This is a genomic window from Picrophilus oshimae DSM 9789, assembly GCF_900176435.1.
In the GTDB taxonomy this organism is placed as follows: Archaea; Thermoplasmatota; Thermoplasmata; order Thermoplasmatales; family Thermoplasmataceae; genus Picrophilus; species Picrophilus oshimae.
In genome coordinates this window covers 117,432-140,930 of record NZ_FWYE01000004.1, presented here as the reverse complement: position 1 = coordinate 140,930, position 23,499 = coordinate 117,432, and the positions used below count along the sequence as shown (strand labels likewise).

Genomic DNA, 23,499 nt, shown 5'->3' with positions numbered 1-23,499 from the left:
TGGTTTAAATTTTTTATTTTTAATTCAAAATAATCTTTAACAAAATACGTTATTTTATAATTTAAATATTCTTAATTTTTTATAATTTATTAATATTATGTCACTTTTATTAAGAGACATAAAAAATTAACAAAATATTTTTAAACTTTATCATGTTATATTTTTATAATAAAGGTGTTATGATGGATGAAACTTTTGGAAATAACAGATATTCTGTTATTAAAAAGCTTGGCGAGGGGGGCAAGGGCATTGTTTATAAATGCATTGACAATAATTTAAACAGAATAGTTGCATTGAAGTTAATAAAAAGTGAGAGCCTTGATGATGAATCATATTCAAGGATTATTAGAGAGGCTGAGACAACTGCAAGGTTATCACATCCAAACATTGTTTCAATATATGACATGCAGAAGGAAGATAACAGGTTCTTCATGGTTATAGAATACATAGATGGTAAGGATCTTCTGGATTACATAGATAATAAGCCATTAAAACTTGATGAAATACTTAGTTTAATTATACCAATTACATCTGCGCTTTCATACGCGCATAAAAACGGCGTGCTGCATAGAGATATTAAACCAGAGAACATAATGGTCTCAAAGAACGGTGAGCCAAAGTTAATGGATTTCGGTCTTGCAAAGGCCCTTGATAGACCCGGAATAACAAGGGCAGGAACGATAGTTGGTACACCGGCATATCTATCACCTGAAAGCGCCCTTGGCAGGGAATCTGATAACAGATCAGATCTTTACTCACTTGGCTGTGTTCTATACTATATGAGCACAGGAAGGCCACCATTTACAATAAATGATACGATAAAATTGATATATAGCCATATACACGATTATCCGGCTGAACCATCAAAGATAAACAAGGATATTCCAAGGCAGCTGGATTCAATAATAATGAAGCTTTTAAGAAAGAACCCGGATGACAGATTTCAAAGCGCAGATGAATTATTATACGCCCTGAAGGCCCTTGAAATGGAAAACAGGCCTGATAATAAAAAAGAAATAATTGAAAAAACAGATTCATATAAAGATCAGTCTATGCTTATAGGTCTTGATAGTATAATTTCGGAGTTACAGTCTGCTGTAGATTCCGGATTATCAGGCTCCGGCAGCATATATTTAATAACAGGCGAGTCCGGTCAGGGAAAGACAAGGATCCTTGAAAAGACCATGGATTATGCTGTTTTGCGTGGAACAAAATCGATACTCTTAAAGGGTCGTGAATCAAGAATGTCAACACCGAATTACCTGTTTACAGAGATGTTCCGTGAGTTCTTTTACGAGGCCCCGCAGCAGCTTGTTTACAAGGTCTGTGGTGATTATGGTGATGTTGCCGTAAAGATACTTCCTGAACTAATTTCAAAACTTGGAAGAATCAATGATTACATGTCCAGTGAGCCTGATCAGGCAAGGCTTAGATTCTACGATGGCGTTATAGAAATAATAAAAAATATGTCAATTGAGTACCCGGTACTCATGGAAATAGACGATATAAACTATGCTGACAGCGGATCTTTAAGTATAATAGATTCAATAATGGATAAATTGCAGTCACTCCGTTTTGTTATAATAGCAACGATGTCAAAAAGCGATTCTTACAACGATGAGCTGGATCATATAATATCAAACAGGATTTTAAATAAAATGGAGACAAAAAATCTTGACAGACCACAGACTGCAATGTTAATAGCCTCAAGGCTAAACGAGGATGTATCAAAAATAAGCGATGAGTTTACAGATTTTATCTTTGTAAAAACTGATGGGAATCCATTCTACATAGAGGAGGTATTAAAGCTTTTAAAGGACAAGAAGTTGATATTCAGGGATGAACATGGAAGCTGGGATAGAAAGCCGATAGAGGAAATAGGAATACCATCATCAATAGGCTCTTTTATTAAGGAAAGATTATCAAGCCTGGATGATATAACCATGGACATTATATCAATGGCATCTGTCATCGGCTATGAATTCGATGTTGATGTTCTTGAATCGATATCCGGCATTGATGAAAACCAGTTTGAAAAGATAATAGAGAACTCAATAAAAAGAAAGATCGTTTATGAAAGGAAGACCGCACCAGGGGAGTTTAGATTATTCTTTTCGAATCCACAATTGCATGATTATTTGTACGAAAATATGAGCATGTTTAGAAAAAGAAAGCTTCATGCAAAGATAGCAAATGCAATTGAAAGCATCTACGGGGATAACAACAGCGCATTCTTCCGGGATCTTGCAAGGCACTATTTGGAGGCTGGAAACCTTCAAAAGGCCCTTGATTATAATATTAAGCTTGCCGATAACTGGTCAGAATCATTCCAGTTTGATCAGGCCGTAAAGGAATACCGCAGGGCACTTGAAATACTTGGAGAGATACACAAACCAGGAAAGGATAGCGAGATGCTAAGGGCAAATCTATTGTATAAAATATCAGAAAACGCAGTATTTAATAATGATATATCTGAAAATGATTCAATATACCTCGATGAGGCCATAAGAATCTTTGACAGGTACGGCGAGGATAAAAAGATCGCGGAATCAATTTTAATATCAAGTGCATCATATAATAAATTTGATTATTATATAGATTACACGAGATCATTTTTAAACAGGCTTTATGAAAACAAGGGAGATCCTGAGGTTATAGGCATAGCATCAACGGCAATTATAGGATCTTTATGGTACACGGCCAATGTTTCAGAGGCCAGAAAATGGGGCAAAAAATACATTGACTATGTCAGGAGCATAAACTATTATGATAAGTATACAATTAGATGCAAGGAAATACTTCTTTTGGTTCATCCACTTAATTCATACAGTGATCTTGATGATATAATTAAAAGCTATGAAGAAATAGCATATGAATCAACAAATCTTCTTGAAAAACATCCCGATGATTTAATACTGCTTAACACCTTATCAACGCTTTTCAACAATTTTGGGACAATGATGGCCAGGATGGTCTTTGATTTAAAAAAGGCCGAGCAGGCATTCGATAGGGGCATTCAATTTGCCGGAAAGATCAGCAGGGGCCAGAAAGCGCGTCTTGAGATATCCAAATACGAGGAGCTATTTTTAAGCGGCAATAGGGACGTTGTTAACAGATACTTTGATATGGTCTTTAAAAGCAATTCAAGGGATGATTTTTATATTATGGTCTCAAAATTTGGCGAGCTCTATTTTGATTACTTTCATGGTGATATTGATAAAACAATCACGTTAATATCAGAGCTTGAGAAGATACCGTCAATGCAGGTCTTAACATCGATACCGGAGGTAAAGGTGCCAATCTTTGTTGACAATAAAAAAATCACAGAAATATATGATTACATTGAAGATATTATAAAAAAAATAGATGGTGAGATCACAGGCGATACAATAAAGGGCTATATTATAACATTGATGCACGCTGTTTACGTATCATCAATTGCAAATAACAGCGAAAATGCCATAAAATATTTATCATTGATCAAAAATGAATATAATAAATACGGACTCTGGTGGATAGGTTCATACATGAACATAGCTGAATCCTATTATCAATCATACTTTGGAAACCGTGATGCTGCAAAGAAATTAATGAACGATTCAGCATTAAAATTTCATGAGCATGGTTTTGATATATACTATGGTATATACATGTATGAGCTTGCGGTTCTTTATCACATGGATGGGGAGCAGGAAAAATGCAATATGGCACTGGACAGCGCATTAAGCGTTTTTACGCCAATAAATTTTACACTGTACATTGAAAAATGCCTGAGATTAAAGGAGCTTTTAAAGGCATGATATATCCATAATACTTTTATCCGGCCTTTTATAAATGATATAACTTTTAGCAAGGTCAGGATTTTTATTTTTAAAATAATGAATAAATTTGAAGCCCTGCAAAAATAATATTTAATTAAAAATATAATTATGCATCATCTATAATAAAAGCAATCTATTTTGATTGAATAAATATAATTAAATTCATTTTTATATTAAATATGTTAAATAAAAATAATTTCATATGAAAACAACGATGTATGCCATTAGGCTTATTATTGATATCTGAAGAACAAGCTGTATTGATGCAACAATTGATATCTTTTTCATTTTTAATGAGACAGCATGTTTATCAAGGCTTTTATTAATAAACAATGCGTATCTTAATATAAATACTAAACTTAGCAAAACAAGTATTAACGAAATTATCAGAATTAATATAAAAAGAATATCAAACTTAAATATATGCTCCCTTAATGATAGCTCGTATCCTGCCAGTGGTGTTATTATTGAAACGCCTGGTATAAAAAATAGTATCATTGGTATTAATCTTTTTGAGATATCAAATCTTATTGAATCATCCATACCGGACATTACTATAAAAAATATGAGGCCAAGAAATACATCAGTTCCTGTCCATATAACGCCCAGAAGAACATGAACATAGTCCAGAATAAGTATGCCAGGTATAAGAAATGCCACAATAAACGCAACCAATGGTATTATTAAAGATAAATATCCTAATTTATAATTCATATTGAAACACCCGTCGCAAAATGGGCCATTAATAATATAATGGCCATTTGAAATATTACCTGTATCAGTGAAAGTTTTAGATTTAACATTGTTAGCCTTACGATCTTGTTTTTATCTCCTGCTCCGTGAAGAATCTCTTTATATATTCTTAATTCATTCGGCAGGAATATACCAATGCCCTGAATGAAAAGTATTCCTGCAATGACAAGTGCAATTATTATATAAATTGATGTAAATGGTATTGAAAGGTCCATTGCGGTATACACGCCTGCCGTTATTGTTACCGTTGATATCGCCGGCATAAAGAAGAGCATTGTTGGTGTCAATCTCATTGAAATATATGTTCTTTGAATGTTGTTTAAACCCTTCATAACATATGAAAAGAAGATACCAAGGACAAGATCCATGCCGGTTCACATTGATCCGGAAACAACGTGCAGGTACTCAAGCAGGTAAAAATTCTTTGAGTAAAGAATTATTACAAGAAGTAATGGCGGTATTACCAGCATCGGCAATCCCCTTTTAAGTGAATTATATAATGTAAATCTTCTGTCAGGAATTAAAAGTTTAGTCATTTCTGTAGCATTTTCTATCTATGATAAAACATTATACATATTTTATTTTTTTTATATTAAATATCATCACAAAAATCTTTTATTTTTATTTTCATATTTTTTATTTATAAAAATAATTATCAATAAACTTTGAAAAATAAAGATTGTTTTGTTTAAATTTCAGTATCAATAATTTAATAGATATCAAGAGCTATACATCTTGCCATTGCGCCACTGCCATTTTTTATCTTTATGGGCAGTGCCACTATAAAATAGCGTTTACCCTCAATGAGGTTTTCAAGGTTCATATCCTCTATGAATATAAAGCCCCTTGAAAGAAGCTTTTTATGCACCGGGAAATCTGAATGCCAGTATGGTTCTATACCAAGCGTGTCTATGCCTATGGTTTTTACATTTTTATCCATAAAAAAGTCTGCTGCATCCATTGATAGCCCAGGGAAATTGTATAAAAAGTTCCTGTCGAACGATCTAATCTTAGAAAAACCTGTTCTTATAAGTATTATATTATTATAGTATTCCCTCCATTTTGATCTTAGATCTTGTGCTGTTATCTCCTCACCTGGTTTTTTATCTATTTCTATGCAGAATCCATCACCAACAATGCTCCTCAAATTTAGATTATCCACAGTTTCGCCTGATTCCGAAAAATGATAAGGCGCATCGATATGTGTTGATGTGTGCGTCATTGTCTTTATCTCTTCTATATTATAATCTTCCCTTGGTATTATTCCGGATCTTTTTATCTCTGGCAATGGGGAGGATGGCCAAACAGGCATCTCATTGTATATACTGTTTGTTAGATCAATAATATCTTTTATCTCCATAAAATTATAGCATTATAATATTTATAAGATTATCCATTAATATGAATCGATTAAAAATTAGATAAATTTCAATGATGCCTTATTTATCCTGAATTATTATAATAAAAAACTATATTATAATTACTCCATTATAAATAAGCAAGAACTTTTATTTCAAATTCCCGCATTTTACATAATTTAATATCAGGCATGCTGTTTTTTTATGTAATCTTTTACAGGATTCAGATATTTTATTTGATTATTATAGAATTTTAATTCAAAAATAGTATAAAGGCATATAATTATATATTTATAATATATTATTTATATGAAGAAATCAGATTATTGAATGAAACCGCCACATTTATCTTATAAAATATTTATATAGAAAAAATGCATTTTCCATTAATGAATTCAGAACACATGTTCGGTAAATTTTCAGACAATTTATCGGACAATTATGAAATAGATAGCATTCCAGAGAATTTAAGGAATAAGAAGCCATCGGAGCTGTTTACACTATGGTTTGCCGCGAATCTAACCGTTGGTGATTTTGCCGTTGGATTTATACCGGTTGAGCTCGGCCTTAACATTTATTATGCCATTCTTGCAATAATCATAGGAAATGTCCTTGGGTCTGCACTTTTGGGTGTAATGTCACTGACAGGCCCAAGAACAGGGCTACCACAGATGGTTATAAGCAGGTATGGCTTTGGAAAGAGGTTTGGAATCTTTATATCAGGTCTTCAGTGGATAAACACAATGGGCTGGCTCACAGTAAACCTGGTTCTTGCTGGATTTGCATTATCACTTGCACTGCACTTCTCGGTTTATGAAATACCGGTCTTTGTAACAGGAATAATCATACTATTAATATCATACCTTGGCAGGAACATTATAAGCCATTTTGAAAGGGCTATGAGCATCGTCCTTGGCATCATATTTTCTTTTATAGTTATAGATTCAATGATAAGACCTGAAAAAATTCTTTTATATCATGGCGTTTACAGTGGCATCGGTTTTGGAATAACACTTGCAAGCACGTTCTCATATATAATGTCCTGGGCACCATATGCGGCAGATTATTCAAGGTACAATCAAGACAAAGGCAGCGTTTTTACATATTCATTCGTAGGTGGCATGATATCATCCATATGGGCTGAAATTGCAGGTCTTTTTGTTGCAATCCTTTCTGTAAATCCTGACCTGAATCCGGCTCTTGATCTAAAGGATGCCCTTGGATACTATGGCTTTATAGGACTTTATGCATTATTCCTTGGTGGCATAGCCGCAGACGCAATAAATCTATATTCAAATTCATTATCAATGAAGAGCATGGGCATAAAAATAAAAAGAAGGCTTGTATCAATTATAGGAATATCAATAGCAATAATTGTTTCAATGATTGCATATAACAAATTTTATCTATTCTATGAGGACTTTCTTTTTATACTTGACTACTGGATAACCCCATGGATAGGCATAATGATAGCAAGCTTTTTCATTGACATGCACGGTAAACCATTATCAGGTATTCCTGGATTTAATGTTCCAGGCATATTATCATATTTTATCTCACTTGGTGCATCTGTTCCATTCATGGATCCCGGATTCTTATATGAGGGCGTAATATCAAAGCTTTACCTTGGCGGCGTTGATATAAGCTACTACGTATCATTTTTGCTCTCGATACCGTTGTACATTGCAATAAGAAAATTAATAAAAAACAAAGATATTGTAATAAATGCTCAACGATCTTGAGATAATTAATATGGCAAAAAGATCATTGCTTATATCCAAGAATTTTGATGAAAAATGCTTAACACCGAACGGCTACGATCTTAGAATTAACGATATAATCCCTGGAAATGATATAAAAAAGGGAACGGTATTCTTTGTATCATCATATGAGGAAATAAAGCTGCCTGATAATATCATAGGATTATTATTTATAAGATCATCATTTGCCAGGAAGGGCATCTTTGGCTCATTTGGCGTTGTTGATGCCGGTTATATGGGAAATTTAACACTTTCATTTTATAACGCATTAAAAGATGTAAAAATTGAAAGATATGAAAGAATCGTCCAGATCGTCTTTGAAAGGATAGAAAAACCTGAAAAAACATATTCAGAAAGATCCGGGAATTATTATGGTAAATCAGGTATAAACCTATAATTCATTTAATTATTCAATAAAAATTATTAATAATTATTAATGAATACAGATTAAATGAGGGCTTTTATAGTTGGCAGGTTCCAGCCTTTTCATAACGGCCATATGGAGATCTTAAAGAGGATACTCCATGAAAACGATTCCGTAATAATAGGCATAGGCAGCGCCCAGTTTTCACATACATTAAAGGATCCATTTACTGCCGGTGAGAGGCATTTAATGATATCATCCGCACTTGAGGAGAGTGGTGTGTACAATTATTATCTTGTACCAATTGAGGATGTTAATTCGAATCCCCTCTGGGTGTCCCACGTTGAATCATTAACGCCACCATTTCAAAGAGTTTACACAAACAATCCACTTGTAAAGAGACTTTTTTATGAAAAGGGCTATGAGGTTCTTTCAATGGATCTGCTTAACAGAAAGGAATGGTCTGGCACATCAATAAGAAACAAGATGATAAGGGGTGAAAACTGGAAAAAGGATGTACCGCCTGCGGTTGCAAGGGTTATAGACGAAATAGATGGCGTTTCAAGAATACGCGATCTTTCAGAGAGTGATGAATAAAAAACATAAAAATTTCAATAATTTAAGATCATTTTTGCAGGCATAAAATTCTAATTATATAAGAATTTTAAAAATGTCATTATCAAAAGAAAAATATTTATTTAAATATAACCTTATAAATTAATGAAAATCAAAATGCGCTTGATAGCTGCATCATACAGGCAGCGCGATGTTACGGTAGAGCTCTATGGCAGGGCTGATGATGGCAGCTCTGTGACTGCACTTTACTTTGGATTTAAGCCATATTTTTACTATGTAAATCCGGATGAAGAATGCATTGAAAAGATAAAAAACAATGATGAATTCATATCAATGGAGGAAAAGGATCTCTTCCTAAACGGTGAAACGGTAAAAACACAGAAAATAACGGTAAAATCCCCATGGAGGGTTCCGGAATTGAGGAAAATATGTAAGTGCCAGGCCCTGGCCGCAGATATACCATTTCATCACAGGTTTATATATGATTTTGATCTTGGATCCAGCCTTGAGATTGAGGGAGACGAGATTAATGATGAGAGAATTAATTATTCCACAGATCATGTTATAAAAATAAAGAATATAAAAAATACAGAGGCATTCAATCCAGATCTAAAGATACTATCATTCGATGTTGAGAATTCTATAAAAACAAAGGAGATCTATGTAATAGGCTATGCAATTTACTTTAATAACAAAATTGAGACTGGAAGCATTACAGGCACTGAACACGAGATATTAAAAAAATTCAATGAACTTATAATAAATAATGATCCGGATATAATAACAGGTTATAATATTGATGGATACGATCTTCCTTTAATAGAGGAAAGAATGAAATATAATAATATAAAATTTGGCATAGGCCGTGATCATTTACCGCCAAAGAGGATCCTTGACCAGTACTGGCGGCTTCATGGCAGGGTTGTTAGCGATGCCTGGTGGGCTGTTAAAAAGGTCGTAAAGCCAAAGCATGAAACTCTAAACTATGTGGCAAGGCTTTTATTGAACGATGAAAAGGAAAACATAGACAGAATAAACATTGAATCTGAATGGGAGACAAAAAAGGAGGATGTAATAAAATACTGCATAAAGGATGCATACCTGGCCCTTGAAATATACAGAAAGATAAGGATTCTTGACATGAATTTGTATTTATCAGCGGTTTCAAAGCTTCCGCTGGATGATGTTGCAAACGGCGGAACAAGCACATATGTTGACTCAATATTAATAAGGGAGGCGGATAAACAAAACATAGCCGTTCCAATGTCTGCACATGATTTCAAGGAGGAGAGCTTTGAGGGCGGCTATGTTCACAGCATAGGTGCCGGGCTTTACGATATGGTCATTGTCCTTGATTTTAAAAGCATGTATCCATCGATGATTATAAAATACAATATATGCTTTACAACACTGAACGGGAACGGAACCATAGTGGCACCAAACGGCGCCAGATTTTTAAGCCCTGATATTAAAAAGGGGTTAATACCATCAATGCTTGAGTCCCTGATGAAGGATCGTGACAATATAAAAAAGCAGATGAAGAGCTCATCCGGCGAGGAAAAAGAGTATTTAAACGGCCTGCAAAATGCAATAAAGGTATTGATGAACACATTCTACGGCGTTCTCGGGGCATCTTTTTATAGGTTTACAAATCCTGAGATAGGCGGTGCAATAACATCACTGGGCAGGGTTACAATAAAAAATATAATTGATAAACTTGAATCCTCAGGACACCGTGTTATATACGGTGATACTGATTCAATATTCATAGAATCAGGCAAGAAAACAAAGGAGGATGCAATAAAGTTTGGAAACGAACTAAGCGATAGAATATCAAAGGAGGAGAATCTCGTTCTTGAGTTTGAAAAGATTATGGACCCGCTGTTTTCACACGGTGCAAAGAAGAGATACGCGGGCAAGGTCATATACCCGGACAGCATGGCAGGCGAGATACTCGTTCGTGGCTATGAGACAAGGCGTACAGATTCCTTTGATTTACAGAGTGAGGCACTTTCAAAGGTTTTTGAATACATATTAAACCGCGATGTGGATGGCGCAAAAAGATATGCAGACGAACTTGTAACAAAACTAAAGAATGGGGATAATTCAATACCAATAGAAAAACTGGTAATATCAAGAACTGTAAAGAATTTTAAGAGTTATAAGAACGCCGACTCAATGGCAAACGTTGCAGCTGCGAGGAAGCTTATAGCAATGGGTGAAACATTTATACCCGGCATGAAGGTTTCCTGGATTGTTACAAACGCAAGTAAAACGCCCCAGGAAGTCGAGCCATACATCGATGGAGAGCCATTTAATAAGAGACCTGATTACGATTATTACTCAAGAAGATTACAGGAGACATTAAACAGGGTTCTTGAGGGTCTTAACAAGGAGATAAAGGTAAATAAGAATCCGCAGACAAGGCTTGATGATCTGTTCCAGGAAAAGAAAAAAACCATCGAGGACTTTTTCAAATAGTTTATATATAATAGATAAATTACTTAGGTATGGGCTATAAATATTATAACAGGACTAATTATCAGTTTCGCTCACTGGTATTTACATCTCTTGCGCATTTTACAAACGATGGTAATTTTTTGCTCTTTCCAACATTAATAACATATTATAAATTCATACCCGGGGTTAGCATAACCTTCCTTGGAATAATGGCCATTGTTTACAATCTTCTATCTGGACTTCTTGGAACGCCCATAGGAAGGCTTGCAGACAAAATAAACAGGGACTCATTTTTAATATTTATAGGCATAGCATCTGAGGGCATCTCCGTTCTCATATTTGCCCTTGCATTTCTGTACATGAATTATGCCAGTTATATAATATTCCTGGGTTCTGTTCTTCTTGGTTTTGGACAGGCATTTTACCATCCAATAGGTGCATCGATACTATCATTTACATATGGAAAGGAAAAAGCTCCAGGTGCAATGGGCATCAATGGTTCATTTGGCAGTCTTGGCAGGGCGGCACTTCCATCGATAATAGTTTATTCAATGGCATTTCTTAACAATTTTAATGGATTATTATTAATCTTTGCGTACACAATGGCATCCGCATTTATAATACTGTCAGGCCTAAGCTTCTTTAACAGATCAAAATACAGCGAGGCTGAAACATACAATGATAAATTTAATGATAATAAAATTAAGTCCGCACCATCTATTAAATTATATTACAGATTCCTTTTAGTACTTGTTGCACTGGTCTTTATAAGGTCAATGTTTCTGACCGGCACTGTCACCTTTGTGCCAGATTATCTTGATGATATATTTAAATCAAAAACACTCATGGGGGATATACTAACGCTGAGCTTTCTAAGTGCTGTTTTTGGCCAGCCCTACTTTGGCTCAATGGTGAAAAAATACGGTGGAAAATTCACAATACTAATAACAAGTTTAATATCAACGGTGTTCTTTGCATTATTTTTAATCTATGATAATATTATATACATAACACTGGTATACCTTGTTTACGTTTTTGCCGCATTTTCAGGATTTCCAGTGCTTCTTGGATACGTTGGCCAGGTCATACCAAGGGAGTTCTCAACCCAGTCGAATGCACTTGTCTGGAGCTTTGGCAACATTGTTGGCGGTTCCGCAGGCATAGCATTGATAACAGGCTTCAATGCTTTAAAATATCCATTGCATTTCTCTTTATCAATAATGCTTATCTTTGCAGTGGTATCACTGGTAATGGTACCGCTGCTGCCATCAAAAAATAAAGGTGAAAAAGTTGTAAAGAAAGATAAAGAACCAGGCAAAGTATGAAAACAATCCAAAGGCTACTGATATTTTTAACATCCTTCCTTTTTTTATGGTAAAATAAATGATTATATTTAAAGCTGCAAGGGCGATTCCATAGTAGAATCTTTCATATACATTGCCATAGAGCGCAGATGTTATTGGAAGTCCCATAACAAAAGGTGATAAAACAACCGCCAGCGAGCTTAATATAAATAAATAGAAGAGATCCTTTTTAAAAGCATAAACCAATGTAAAGTATGCCATCGGTGATATGAACGTGCCTATGTATGCAATTATAACCTCAAAGATTATTCCTGTGCTTGGCAGTAAAAACGTTATGTATTTTGGATCAGCAAATAAGACAACTGTCAATGCCCATGTGAGCATGCCCATAACTGCGGCATAGAAGTATTTAAAATAATCATCATAGATTCTATGAACCTTTGAGCTGCCAAGAATTACAGGTTTCTGAATATTTTTTTCGTTAAATGAATGGATATTTACGTTTCTATAAAATTCCAGTGTGATTATTTTATTATAATCCACAATTGAATATTCATTTGATGGTTCGTAACGCTTTATATAAAAGAATAATAAAAATTTATTGTAATTGCCCAATATTAGTGTTGCAATTATTATTCCGAATAACGCTCCGATTAATATATCCGGATAAACATATACTATGTTCTTAAATGTTATGATTATATGCATAGTGAGTAATGCAATTATTATAAATAAGCTTTAATAAAGAACATTGAATTTATTTAAATGATGTCACATTTATAAATTTATCTTATATGATCTGAGCCATTCAGAATCACTGTTATATATATCGCGCACGTCATTTAATTTATAATAAAGTATTGCAAGCCTTTCAAGGCCAAGGCCAAAGGCAAAGACAGGGTACTTTAAACCAAGTGGTTTTGTTACCTCAGGCCTGAATATTCCAGAGCCGCCAAGCTCTATTTCCCGGCCATTTACCTTAACAATTACATCCATGCTCGGCTCTGTATATGGATAATATGAAGGTATCAATTTTATGTCATCAAAGCCAAGCCTTCTGTAAAATTCACGCATAAACCATTTTAACGTTGATAAACTTGCATCTTTTGAATAGACCGCGCCCTCAATCTGATGGAACTCTGCAAGGTGCTTCCAGTCAACGCTCTCGTGCCTGAAGACCTTTTCTATTGAAAAGATGTACTGTGGGCTCTTTCTGTTATTATAAAGGTATCTTATTGTATTTACCGTTGTATGCGTTCTTAGAACAAGTTTTTTTGATTCATTTTCATCGAATTTATATCCCCAGCCAGGGTATTTATTTATGCCATGCTCATGAACAGACTTTGCTATTTCAATGATCTCTGGATTTTCCATTTTATAATCAAAATCCGTTGAGGCATAAAATGTGTCCTGAAGATCCCTTGCAGGATGATCCTGCGGTATAAACAGCATGTCCATGTTCCATGCAGTGTATTCAACAAAGTGCCCGTGCATCTCAGTAAAGCCAAGGTCAAAGAATATAGATCTTATCCTCTCAGTTAAATATGTTAACGGGTGCAGGCCGGAGCCACGCAGGCCCGCATCAGGATTCAAATCAAATGGCCTTAACCTTACATTCTTCCATGAATTGTTGACAAGCATTGATGTTGTTAATTTATCGATATAAATATCAGGATTGAACTCATTAAGTATTTTTAATCCGGCATCATTTATTTTTATTATTCTCTCATTGTAATTTTTCTCCCTTAAAAGCGACCTTCTTTTTAGTAATGATAAGGTTTCCATATCACATTCCTGGGGATTCTCAAGGCATGATCTAATCATTTTTATCTTTTCCAGTGCGGCATCATTATAATTTAAAAGACCGTTATTCGGTTTTATACCATATCTTGCAAGGTTTGAAATTGCTATCTTATAATCACTAATTAATTCTTTTAATTCATCCAGGGCTATTGATTTCCTTTCTTTTAATATTTTAATGGCAATTTCCTCTGGAAGTCCGTTTTCCAGGTACTTTTTCCCCTCATCTGTTATATAATAATATTTTTTTAATGATCTTTTAACATCTATGTAACCCTTTGATTCAAGATATGATACCGCGCTTGCAATCATTCTATCGTCCATGTTATTTATCTTTATACTGGATTCACTTACCCATGAACCGTTCTTTATAAAATTTAATACATTGTATTCATTCCTGCTTATGCCCTTTTCCATCAATTGAAGATATAATTTTTATATTAAAAGTTTCACAGTTTAATACCATGGCATCATTATCATTTATGATAAAAGAATATAATGATTATTACATCATAGATTTTAAAAGGCCTGTGAGAAAGTTCAGCTCCGCACCATTTAACGGCGGTGTTGGCACATCACTGAGATATATAAACAGAACAGTTAATTTAAATTACAATGATGATCCTTCATTGGAAATAATGGAATTTCTAATAAGAAATAAAATTGATTTAAATGGTACTGTTGTAACATTAACAGCCGTGCCCGTATCGCAAAGAGTAATCAAAAGCATTAATATTGATAAATATAAAATGGAATCAGTAATAACTGCAGGATTTGAAAATGCATTATCCATTGGTAACAGAAACAACTTTTACGGAACTGTAAACATTGCGGTTATAACAGATATGCCGCTATCGGATGCCGCGGCAATAAACCTGATGCAGTCAATAACTGAGGCAAAGGCACAGGCAATGAACGATCTAAATATCATGGATAAAAAGACCGGTCTGAGGTCTCCAGGAACATCAACGGACACTGTAAACGTATTCATAGACAATTTTAACATGGATATTAGATACGCCGGAAGGTTAACAGATCCAGGGTATTATTCATCATTAATTGTATATGATTCAATAATTGAGATCTATAAAAGGCATTATTTAAAATTATAATGCATTAATTTTATTCATTGAAATTACACGCTGATAAACAATATTCATATGTAAATATCACGCGAATATTTTAATTTTTGCTGTAGCTTTAATGTTTTCATAAAATTATTTTTTTATGATTCAATTATTTATCATGGCAATAATAACAGCAAAAAGTGTTAGCGAGAATGTAATAATCGTTGGCAATCTGGAAAGGCAGAGAACCGTTAACAGCTTTCTTGGCAATCTGGAAAAGGTATCTGAATTTGCAGGGTATACATCATACCAGGGAGAATACAATAATAAAAAGGTAACCACGGTCTTTCACGGCATAGGCATTCCATCGATATCATTAATAACAGATGATCTAATATCCCTTGGTGCAAGACGTATAATAAGGTTCGGCTCGTGCAATGCAATAAGGGAGGAAATAGAGCCAGGCTCCGTTGTTATACCGCAGGGCTACTCATACAATTTTGGCGGAACATTCAGGCAGTACCTAAATGATGAATACTCATATTCACTGATACCGGATTACGATCTTATGTTAAATACGGTCAACGAGCTTGAATCTCTTGGCATAAAGACATTTAAGGGCAGGGTCTTTACAAGCGATGCACTTTTCACACATTCAAGGGAATTCATAGAAAAGATGGCAAAAGACAATCATATGGCACTGGAACTAGAAGGCGCCGGACTTTACCTCATTGCCGGATTAAAGAACGTTAAGGCACTATCAGTTCATCTTGCATATGGAAACCTTTTAAACAATAAAAAGATGGATGCATCAGAGATATCTGAAAAAGAAAAATTAATAGCAAAGGGAATATTAAACGTTTTAACAAGATAGATTAAATATTTAAAAATATATCCATTATCTCATCAATTTTTATTGTTTTATGTGGGTTTGGCCTTGGCCTTGTTGATATGTAAACACCGTATGGCTCAATTTTATCTCCAATTACATCGCCGTATGGTGAGAATATGATAAAATCGTTGAACTTATTTATAATTTCATATAGATAGTTATCTATCATTGAATAGATATCGCATTTTACATCGGTGCCTCCCGGTATATTCAATGAGTTTACTGATGCTATTGTATAATCTGTTTCCGCATTATTTATTTTATTGAAGACATTTCTTATTTCAACGTTGTAATCCTCATTAAAATATGATGAGTAATCACCAATTGTTGGATTATCTATTGGTATGTTTATAATTGAGAGCCTGTTTTTTATTTTATCTGGAATATCAAAACCATCATTGTAATGCATGATTCTTCTCCAGACGCTTTTTATATCATGACAGTTTTCATTATAAACAACACCCCTTGGGTGTGTGTTGAAAAGATTGACCGTTGCAGGCATCGTGCAGCGCATAAAGTACCCATAGCTAAAACCATTTATTCCAAGAAGCAGTTTCAAAGCAGCCATTTTAACTTCTCCTCTAAAACATTCTCCGGAACCACACCAACTGACCTGTCTGCAAGCATACCGTTCTTGAAGAATAGAACAGTAGGCAGTCCTGTTATATTATACTGATACAAGAGTCTCATGTTCTCATCACCGTTTACCTTGCCAAATTTTACCTTCGTATATTTTTCTGCAAGATCCTCTATTAATGGTGATAGTATATGGCATGGTGCACACCATGGAGCCCAGAAGTCTATAACAGAGACGCCCTCTGAAACAAATGTCCCGAAATTTGATTCGTTTAGTGTTTTTATCCTGTTTTGGAGCTCATTCATTATCTCATTGAGCCTTGCCCTTTTTATTTTCTCTAGATCCTCGTCCATATTATTTTCGAATTGCAAGATCATATTTAATTTTTATTAAATATGATGGATAATTTAAAAATATTTCTTGAAAACGATTTTATATAAATTATTAATATTTTTAATTTATAATTAAATTTATAAAAAGCATTACCTTGAATTATTATTTTTCTTTAATTAAAACTTAAAATTCCTTATATATTCCAGGAAGATCAAAAGCCGAAACTTTGTAAGATCAGCAGATGGGCCTCATGCAAACAAGTATGTAGCGCCACGGAGCATTTTTTTTCTGATCCGAGGGCTCCATGGCAAATTCAACATCAAAGATATCAGATATCCTTGAAACATCCTTTTTTAATGGCTCGACAAAAATGTTCTTTCTTATAAAGCCGTCCGCATTTATAAAATGGCCGGTGCACCTCAATGCCATTTTTATATTTTTATATGCTATGAACCTTCTCCTTCCAAGATTATGAAGCACAAGGTTTGAAACAACAAGGTCAAAATTATTCTTGATTTTCATATTTAAAAGATCATCATTTATTATATTTATTCTATTGTAAATGCCAAGCTCCCTTAAATTGTTTTCAAGCCTTTCAATGCTGTTATCAATTAATGATCCGGAAAAATTATCAAGATCTGTTATCTCTGCATTTTTAAAGTACGATGCCGTGACATATGTAACAAAGCCTGAGCCCGCACCCGCATCAAGTATATTTATATCCTCATCACCATTGTATCCAAGCTTTTTAAATGCCTCAATGAACATAATTTTTGATATATTTCTAAGTTTCTCGGATTCCTCCCTGGATGAATGATGATAAATACCAAAATCAACGGGCATATTAATGTATATAATTATTGCTAATTATTTTTTTTATAGCTGTTCAAGAATATACCATATTAACTGGTTCAATGACAGGTTATCAGGATTCACTGGTGTAATATCATCATTGAACAGTGGTTTTACAATCTTTCTTAATGACATCAAAGAAGATCTTACATTTAATGGATTTTCAGGGCACGGGTAGTTTTCATTTGCCTCGCTGTTGTAAAGCGAGCATTGATCTGTATTAAATTTTATCGAGAATCTTCCTGTTGAGATGTAATGGGCTGTTACAGTGCTTATTCCACCAGGCTCTATACCAGTCCAGCCACCCTCAAGCATCTCATATGTTTCTCCAGGTGCGAGTGTGAACAGAAAGGCCACGAATTTTGTATCATCAGGATTCTCAAAAACAGCCAGCGGTGGTGAGTTGCTCTCAATGCCCGTATTTTTTAATGGCACAGGTCTTAATGCAAATTCAACCCCAAAGTTCTCATAGTATACTGGATAAAATGCATTGCCAAATGGATAAACGTCGCTTACATTGTTATTGTAATTTATTCCGCGTAAAAGAATAAATGAGATCTCCTTATTATTTGGATTCATAAATGTCCATTTTATTATGCCATTCTGTTTATTATACCATGCATAGCTTACAGATACATTTTTTAACGGATTTAATAATAAACCAGGGATATTCATTATTGTTTATAAAAAGGTTAAATAATAATCTATCGAATAATATTTCTTAAACATTTAAACATAAAAAAAATATATGTTAATAAAATATCACGTCATGAAACTTTTAGGAAGCAAAAAAATATATGAAACCATGGAGGAGATAATAAACCCGGAGCACACAATGCTTGTTATGTGGGACGTACAGAACGGCCTTGTAAACAATGTTTTTAATAAAAACGAGTTTTTAAGCTCTGCAAAGAGGCTTTTAGAGGCAGCACGTGCATCAGGCATGAAGGTTCTCTACACAAAGATTACGCCCCTGCCGAAGGAATACATGTCACCGGCAATGATATCATCCTATATGATGAGATTTCATGTTGATGATCCTGAGAAATTGCCTGTTTTTATGGCACCAGGATCAAGTGAGGCCGAGATATATGATGAATTAAGGCCAAAAGAGAACGATTACGTTTTAAACAAGCACACCGCAAGCATATTCATCGGCACAATCTTTGACAACATGCTTAAGGCCGCAAAAATAGAGACTATTATATTTGCAGGAATAGCAACGGAGATCGGTGTTGAATCAAGTGCCAGGGATGCAGGAAACCTTGGATACTACACAATAGTTGCATCTGATGCATGCTCCTCATCATCAAGGGATGGCCATGAGGCTGCATTAAAGTCTTTATCAAGCGTTGTTATGGTTTCAACCGTTGATGATATAATTAAAAATTTAAAATACTAAACATCTTTTTTTATAAAATCCTTCTTTGGTGTGTATTTTAACCTTAATATCGCGTACCAGGGCGATATCATATCAACAAAGGCCCCGATTAATCCGTTTTTTATTAAAACGTAGATGCTCAGCTTTTTTATGTACTGCCTGTGCATGGAGTAACCTGAATAGTACTGTATTAACATGAGAAACCATATAAATGGTGATAAAAAGGCAAGCTCAGGTATTATTATAGAAAATTTGTATATTATTACAAGCACGAAAAGAAACAGTGAAAGCGCTGCTGAAAACCATGATATTAGCTGAAAGATCATCACCGTTTTTCTGATCCTGCTTATATCCTTTCTTAGAATTGATTCCATTATGCCCCGTATCCAGCGGCGCCTCTGTCTAAGCTGATCCATCTTGCAGAGCGCTGCCTTTTCATATGCAAAACCCTTTAATAAATAAAAAACGTTTTTATATCTCCTTCTAACAGCATTCTCAAAGTTTAAATCCTCTGCGGTTGATCTATTGCCAAAATCCCAGCCTATGGAATCCTCTATATCCGATGATAATATTATATGTGATCCGTGAAATCCAACAAGCATGTTCCTCTCGCTCCTCTGTGAGAATATGCTCATTATATCCATGTAGCTTCTTGATAGCTCCTGCATCTGTGATGGCCTGCCGTTGAAGTTCTGCGGGTATAATATTATGCCAACACCAACACCGGTCTTATGCGTCTTTATAAATTCATCTATGCCCAATATTGTATCCTCGCCAACCATGGTCTCCTCGTCCTGGTGGTATATCCAGGCATCCCTTTTTCTAATATCACAGGCATACTGGAGCGCCCTTGCCTTGCCGGTGGTTTTATTTAAGGTTTTATAATCCTCGGGAACGACTATAAACCTTGCCATCTTTTCTATTTCTGAGAAATACCTTTTGTTTTTCTTATAGCCATCGGGTTCTATAACCACCCAGATCTCGGATTCAAACTCTATTCTATGCTCGGATAAAAGTTTATTATACCAGTAATCAACCGATTTTACAGTTTCAATAACAGATTTGTAATTAAACCCAAGAGTTGTTATTTGAAATATTACAGGCCTGCAGCTGCCTATAACCCTGTGTATTCTAAAATCCTCACCTGGCAGCCTTAAAAAGTATAGAAAGTTTATTATTATAAATGGCATTGGTATGAGCCATAGCAGCGTTATTAGCCTAAGATTGTTGTTATATATATGTATCCTTATTATTATAATGTATACAAAGAATGATGATAACGTCATAAAGATTATCAGGGCGATAAGAACATACCTCGGCATCAGGCTAAGGCGCCTTATTGTGTTATTATACTTTTCAATGGTAAAAAGTCTGTACTGAAAATAACCCATTGCATCACTTATAAGAAAATGTCATAAGGATATATAATTCTATAGATAGCTTAATCTTTAAAAATATTAAAATTAATAATTATATCTCAAATTTTCCGGAATCAATTGTATATTTTTTCAATGCATTTGAATCCACGTCTATACCGGTTCCGGGCCTTTTTAAATCGATGCTTATAATGCCATTATCCATTGTAAACGGATTCTTAACAAGATCTTCACTGTAATACCTTGCATTTGGTGATGTATCACCAGGATAATCTATAAGGTTGTTTGCCGCCAGGGCCATGTTATAGGCCCTGCCTATACCGGTTTCGAGCATGCCGCCAACCCATGCATGACCATTATTCTCCATGGCTATTCTTGCAATTTTTATTGATTCTGTAAGCCCGGAAACACGCCCTGGTTTTATGTTTATTACAGAGCATGCTCCAATCTCGAAGGCCTTTTCCGCACGCTTTGATGAGGTTATTGATTCATCAAGGCATATTGGTGTTGAGATCTCCCTGGAAAGTTTTGAATGGTATATTAAATCATCGTAGCAGAGGGGCTGCTCTATGTAAACAAGATTGTACCGGTCAAGTGATTTTAATAATTCAATATCGTTAAAAGTATAATCAGAATTTGCATCGGCGCTTAAACTTATATCCGGATAAACATCACGTATGCTTTTTAATATCTCATTCTCAAGCCCCTTTTTTATCTTGACCTTTATTCTGTTATACCCCATTTTTACTGCCTCGTCTATTCTTTCAAGCATTTTATCTATCTTATCGATGCCTATTGATATTCCAGGTATTGCATATCCCCTGTTTTGCCCAAGATAGTCTGCAAGGCTCTTTTTATTTAACCTTGCATGGTAATCATATAAAAGCATTTCCAGGGCAGCCTTTGCCATATTATGGCCCTTTATATATGATACACTCTTTAAAAATTCCTCCGGTTCTGGAAGGTTCTTAAGAGATTTTATAAGATATTCTGATATTATATGCATTGCTGTTGTATTATCTTCATAGCTGTAGAATGGATCGTGATCGCTCACGCATTCTGAATATGCTGTTATTCCATTTTCACTTAACCTGAATATTATTGATTCCCGGTATATATCGGTGCCAAAACTTGTTGTAAATGGATTTTTTAAGGGCATTCTAACAATGTAATACGAAATCTCCATTAAATACGTATTTTTAATTTAAATAAAAGTTTTTGCATTAAAATTATAAATATTATATTAAATAAAAAAAAATTAAAATATATTGAAATTTAGGTCTCTAATAAAAATTTATAAATATAATAATTTTAAAACCAAAAATAATTTTAAAGATAATTTATTATTAAAAGCCATGAAGAGCATAGTCGAGATATCGGAGATGAAACCCCCGGACATGGAGCGGGAAATGAAAGATGTTCTGAACTCAATAAAAGATTATAATGACGATGATATTGTTAATACGTTAAAAAGCTTTTTAATAGAGCTGAGAAAGGTTACCGATGACAATTATGTCAAATTATGTGTCACAAACATGTCAATAATCTCGAAATTCAGTGATGAGGATCTAAAAAATTTTATAAAACTCAGAATGAAGGCAAACTCAGAGGTTCCTGATTTTATAAGGGAGAGGGACCTTGAGATGATTGATCTTGCGCTTAAAAAGGTATCTGATGATGTAAGAAATAGAATATCAATGTTCATGTGAGCGATTTTAGAAAGCATACTATTCCAGATCTTATTTTTTTACCAAGATCGGTTAATTCATAGTATGTGACATTGCCGTTTACCCTTTTTATTACATTCATTCTCAAGAGCTCGGATAGCCTGTTTGCTATTATCCTCCTGCTTGCCCCAGGTATCGATTTATATATATCATTAAAGTTCTTTCTTGTATCATTATTACCTATAACACCAAGTATAAGCATTGTGTATTTTTTACCAAGCACATGCATCAACGGCAGTCCAGGATCTATGCATATTATTTCACCCTGGTAATCGATCATGCAGGCTTCCATGGATGATATATAATAAAATATTACTTAAAGGGTTCTGGTTATTTTAACAGCTATAAAATTCTTATCGGTATCGATCATGGTCTCACAGTTCTTTAAATGTATGTTCTTTGCATCGTTTATTGATAATGAATGCTCACGGTACATGAACTGAAAAGGCGATTTATAAGATTCTCTTAAAAATTCAAAGATGAAGATACTTCCGTTAATATTTAAAAGTGATGATAAATAATCAAGGCTTTTCTCCTTTTCAAGCCAGTGGTGATAGGAAAGCGAGGTTATTATCAAATCAAATTTTTCATTTAATGGCACCTCACGGCTGCTACCCTGCACGCACACTGCATTGATATTATTCTTTTTAAACAGCTTCCTTTCGGTCTCAACCATGTATGGCGATGGATCAACGCAGTAAATCCTTGCCCCCGGAAATTTTTTTGCAACCATTAATGAGAACCTTCCAGGACCTGCACCGATATCCATTATCGTTGATGGTGAAAGGCCGTCAAGCCTGTTAATTGAAAATTTATATAACTTTTTTAGCAGGCGCCATGCAATTGAATTATAGAACATCGTTGTTAACATTCCAAATTTTTCCTCGCCTTCCATGTAGTAATCCATAAATGGTTATTTATAATAACTAATTATATTTTTTTAATAAACCCTGTATCCATGATTTATAAATACAATACAAAAAATTTATTAAAATATATTTATCGGCCATTTAAAATTTCTTTTAAAAAAATCATGGATAAAAATATTTAAACATATCCAATTTTATTTTCATAATAAATATTATATTTATTTTAATA

General features: G+C 34.3%; 24 protein-coding genes. 10 read left to right on the top strand and 14 right to left on the bottom strand.

Annotated elements, in window-relative coordinates; genetic code table 11:
* The first annotated feature begins 182 nt into the window (after window positions 1-182).
* Window positions 183-3,800 carry a serine/threonine-protein kinase gene (locus B8780_RS07170; RefSeq protein WP_161939701.1) on the top strand — a complete coding sequence of 1,206 codons (3,618 nt, stop codon included), beginning with the start codon at window positions 183-185 and terminating at the stop codon, window positions 3,798-3,800.
* A 219-nt stretch (window positions 3,801-4,019) separates the two neighbouring features.
* Here B8780_RS07170 and B8780_RS07165 read toward each other — a convergent pair whose 3' ends face one another.
* The 4 genes from B8780_RS07165 to B8780_RS07155 form a co-directional block, all read right to left on the bottom strand.
* Window positions 4,020-4,535, bottom strand: coding sequence for a hypothetical protein (locus B8780_RS07165; protein WP_084273192.1), 516 nt, complete (start codon window positions 4,533-4,535; stop codon window positions 4,020-4,022).
* The gene (locus B8780_RS07160) at window positions 4,532-4,942 is read right to left on the bottom strand and encodes a hypothetical protein (RefSeq protein ID WP_084273191.1); all 411 of its coding nucleotides are present in this window, start codon (window positions 4,940-4,942) and stop codon (window positions 4,532-4,534) included. Before B8780_RS07160 ends, B8780_RS07165 begins: the two co-directional genes overlap by 4 nt.
* Before the next feature lie 6 nt (window positions 4,943-4,948).
* Window positions 4,949-5,110 carry a hypothetical protein gene (locus tag B8780_RS08150; protein WP_153274238.1) on the bottom strand — a complete coding sequence of 54 codons (162 nt, stop codon included), beginning with the start codon at window positions 5,108-5,110 and terminating at the stop codon, window positions 4,949-4,951.
* A 173-nt stretch (window positions 5,111-5,283) separates the two neighbouring features.
* Window positions 5,284-5,934 (bottom strand): cyclase family protein, encoded by a 651-nt coding sequence (locus tag B8780_RS07155; protein WP_084273190.1) that lies wholly within the window; start codon window positions 5,932-5,934, stop codon window positions 5,284-5,286.
* Window positions 5,935-6,321: 387 nt separating this feature from the next.
* Between B8780_RS07155 and B8780_RS07150 the strand changes: the two genes are divergently transcribed.
* From B8780_RS07150 to B8780_RS07130, 5 genes are all read left to right on the top strand, one after another.
* Window positions 6,322-7,674: a purine-cytosine permease family protein gene (locus tag B8780_RS07150; RefSeq protein ID WP_236719413.1), complete on the top strand. Its 1,353-nt coding sequence runs from the start codon at window positions 6,322-6,324 to the stop codon at window positions 7,672-7,674.
* Window positions 7,658-8,089 carry a dCTP deaminase gene (gene dcd / locus B8780_RS07145; protein ID WP_084273188.1) on the top strand — a complete coding sequence of 144 codons (432 nt, stop codon included), beginning with the start codon at window positions 7,658-7,660 and terminating at the stop codon, window positions 8,087-8,089. The genes B8780_RS07150 and dcd overlap by 17 nt, the downstream gene beginning before the upstream one ends.
* 54 nt (window positions 8,090-8,143) lie before the next feature.
* Window positions 8,144-8,653 carry a nicotinamide-nucleotide adenylyltransferase gene (locus B8780_RS07140; protein ID WP_011176930.1) on the top strand — a complete coding sequence of 170 codons (510 nt, stop codon included), beginning with the start codon at window positions 8,144-8,146 and terminating at the stop codon, window positions 8,651-8,653.
* 123 nt (window positions 8,654-8,776) lie between these two features.
* A complete protein-coding gene (locus B8780_RS07135; RefSeq protein ID WP_084273187.1) occupies window positions 8,777-11,113 on the top strand; it encodes a DNA-directed DNA polymerase in 2,337 nt (778 codons plus the stop codon).
* A gap of 29 nt (window positions 11,114-11,142) precedes the next feature.
* Window positions 11,143-12,417 carry an MFS transporter gene (locus B8780_RS07130; RefSeq protein ID WP_084273186.1) on the top strand — a complete coding sequence of 425 codons (1,275 nt, stop codon included), beginning with the start codon at window positions 11,143-11,145 and terminating at the stop codon, window positions 12,415-12,417.
* Here B8780_RS07130 and B8780_RS07125 read toward each other — a convergent pair.
* Window positions 12,361-13,104 (bottom strand): hypothetical protein, encoded by a 744-nt coding sequence (locus tag B8780_RS07125; protein ID WP_084273185.1) that lies wholly within the window; start codon window positions 13,102-13,104, stop codon window positions 12,361-12,363. The genes B8780_RS07130 and B8780_RS07125 overlap by 57 nt on opposite strands.
* A 69-nt stretch (window positions 13,105-13,173) precedes the next feature.
* A complete protein-coding gene (gene pheS, locus B8780_RS07120) occupies window positions 13,174-14,613 on the bottom strand; it encodes a phenylalanine--tRNA ligase subunit alpha (protein WP_084273184.1) in 1,440 nt (479 codons plus the stop codon).
* Between the two features lie 47 nt (window positions 14,614-14,660).
* On the opposite strand from pheS, the gene B8780_RS07115 reads away from it, so the two are divergent.
* Both B8780_RS07115 and B8780_RS07110 read left to right on the top strand, forming a co-directional pair.
* Window positions 14,661-15,308 (top strand): adenosylcobinamide amidohydrolase, encoded by a 648-nt coding sequence (locus tag B8780_RS07115; protein ID WP_084273183.1) that lies wholly within the window; start codon window positions 14,661-14,663, stop codon window positions 15,306-15,308.
* Window positions 15,309-15,441: 133 nt separating this feature from the next.
* The gene (locus B8780_RS07110; RefSeq protein WP_236719412.1) at window positions 15,442-16,137 is read left to right on the top strand and encodes a phosphorylase family protein; all 696 of its coding nucleotides are present in this window, start codon (window positions 15,442-15,444) and stop codon (window positions 16,135-16,137) included.
* A 1-nt stretch (window position 16,138) separates the two neighbouring features.
* On the opposite strand, the gene B8780_RS07105 is transcribed toward B8780_RS07110, so the two are convergent.
* The 4 genes from B8780_RS07105 to B8780_RS07090 form a co-directional block, all read right to left on the bottom strand.
* Complete coding sequence (locus tag B8780_RS07105; RefSeq protein ID WP_153274237.1) at window positions 16,139-16,723, bottom strand: hypothetical protein; 585 nt, start codon at window positions 16,721-16,723, stop codon at window positions 16,139-16,141.
* Entirely contained in the window at window positions 16,711-17,085 is a 375-nt protein-coding gene (locus B8780_RS07100; protein ID WP_236719411.1) for a thioredoxin family protein, read from the bottom strand. Before B8780_RS07100 ends, B8780_RS07105 begins: the two co-directional genes overlap by 13 nt.
* A gap of 214 nt (window positions 17,086-17,299) precedes the next feature.
* Window positions 17,300-17,908, bottom strand: a complete 609-nt coding sequence (locus B8780_RS07095; protein ID WP_084273179.1) for a class I SAM-dependent methyltransferase — start codon at window positions 17,906-17,908, stop codon at window positions 17,300-17,302.
* A 33-nt stretch (window positions 17,909-17,941) separates the two neighbouring features.
* Window positions 17,942-18,592 carry a hypothetical protein gene (locus B8780_RS07090; protein ID WP_084273178.1) on the bottom strand — a complete coding sequence of 217 codons (651 nt, stop codon included), beginning with the start codon at window positions 18,590-18,592 and terminating at the stop codon, window positions 17,942-17,944.
* A gap of 94 nt (window positions 18,593-18,686) precedes the next feature.
* On the opposite strand from B8780_RS07090, the gene B8780_RS07085 reads away from it, so the two are divergent.
* Complete coding sequence (locus tag B8780_RS07085; RefSeq protein ID WP_236719410.1) at window positions 18,687-19,319, top strand: cysteine hydrolase family protein; 633 nt, start codon at window positions 18,687-18,689, stop codon at window positions 19,317-19,319.
* On the opposite strand, the gene B8780_RS07080 is transcribed toward B8780_RS07085, so the two are convergent.
* Together B8780_RS07080 and menC are read right to left on the bottom strand one after the other, a co-directional pair.
* Entirely contained in the window at window positions 19,316-20,689 is a 1,374-nt protein-coding gene (locus tag B8780_RS07080) for a glycosyltransferase family 2 protein (RefSeq protein WP_084273176.1), read from the bottom strand. The genes B8780_RS07085 and B8780_RS07080 overlap by 4 nt on opposite strands.
* A gap of 79 nt (window positions 20,690-20,768) precedes the next feature.
* The gene (gene menC / locus B8780_RS07075) at window positions 20,769-21,860 is read right to left on the bottom strand and encodes an o-succinylbenzoate synthase (protein WP_084273175.1); all 1,092 of its coding nucleotides are present in this window, start codon (window positions 21,858-21,860) and stop codon (window positions 20,769-20,771) included.
* A 169-nt stretch (window positions 21,861-22,029) separates the two neighbouring features.
* On the opposite strand from menC, the gene B8780_RS07070 reads away from it, so the two are divergent.
* Window positions 22,030-22,383 carry a hypothetical protein gene (locus tag B8780_RS07070; RefSeq protein ID WP_084273174.1) on the top strand — a complete coding sequence of 118 codons (354 nt, stop codon included), beginning with the start codon at window positions 22,030-22,032 and terminating at the stop codon, window positions 22,381-22,383.
* Here the strand turns inward: B8780_RS07070 and B8780_RS07065 are convergent.
* Both B8780_RS07065 and B8780_RS07060 read right to left on the bottom strand, forming a co-directional pair.
* A complete protein-coding gene (locus tag B8780_RS07065) occupies window positions 22,376-22,681 on the bottom strand; it encodes a winged helix-turn-helix transcriptional regulator (RefSeq protein ID WP_236719409.1) in 306 nt (101 codons plus the stop codon). The two genes, B8780_RS07070 and B8780_RS07065, sit on opposite strands and share 8 nt — an antisense overlap.
* Before the next feature lie 36 nt (window positions 22,682-22,717).
* Window positions 22,718-23,308, bottom strand: a complete 591-nt coding sequence (locus B8780_RS07060; RefSeq protein ID WP_084273173.1) for a class I SAM-dependent methyltransferase — start codon at window positions 23,306-23,308, stop codon at window positions 22,718-22,720.
* Between the last annotated feature and the right edge of the window lie 191 nt (window positions 23,309-23,499).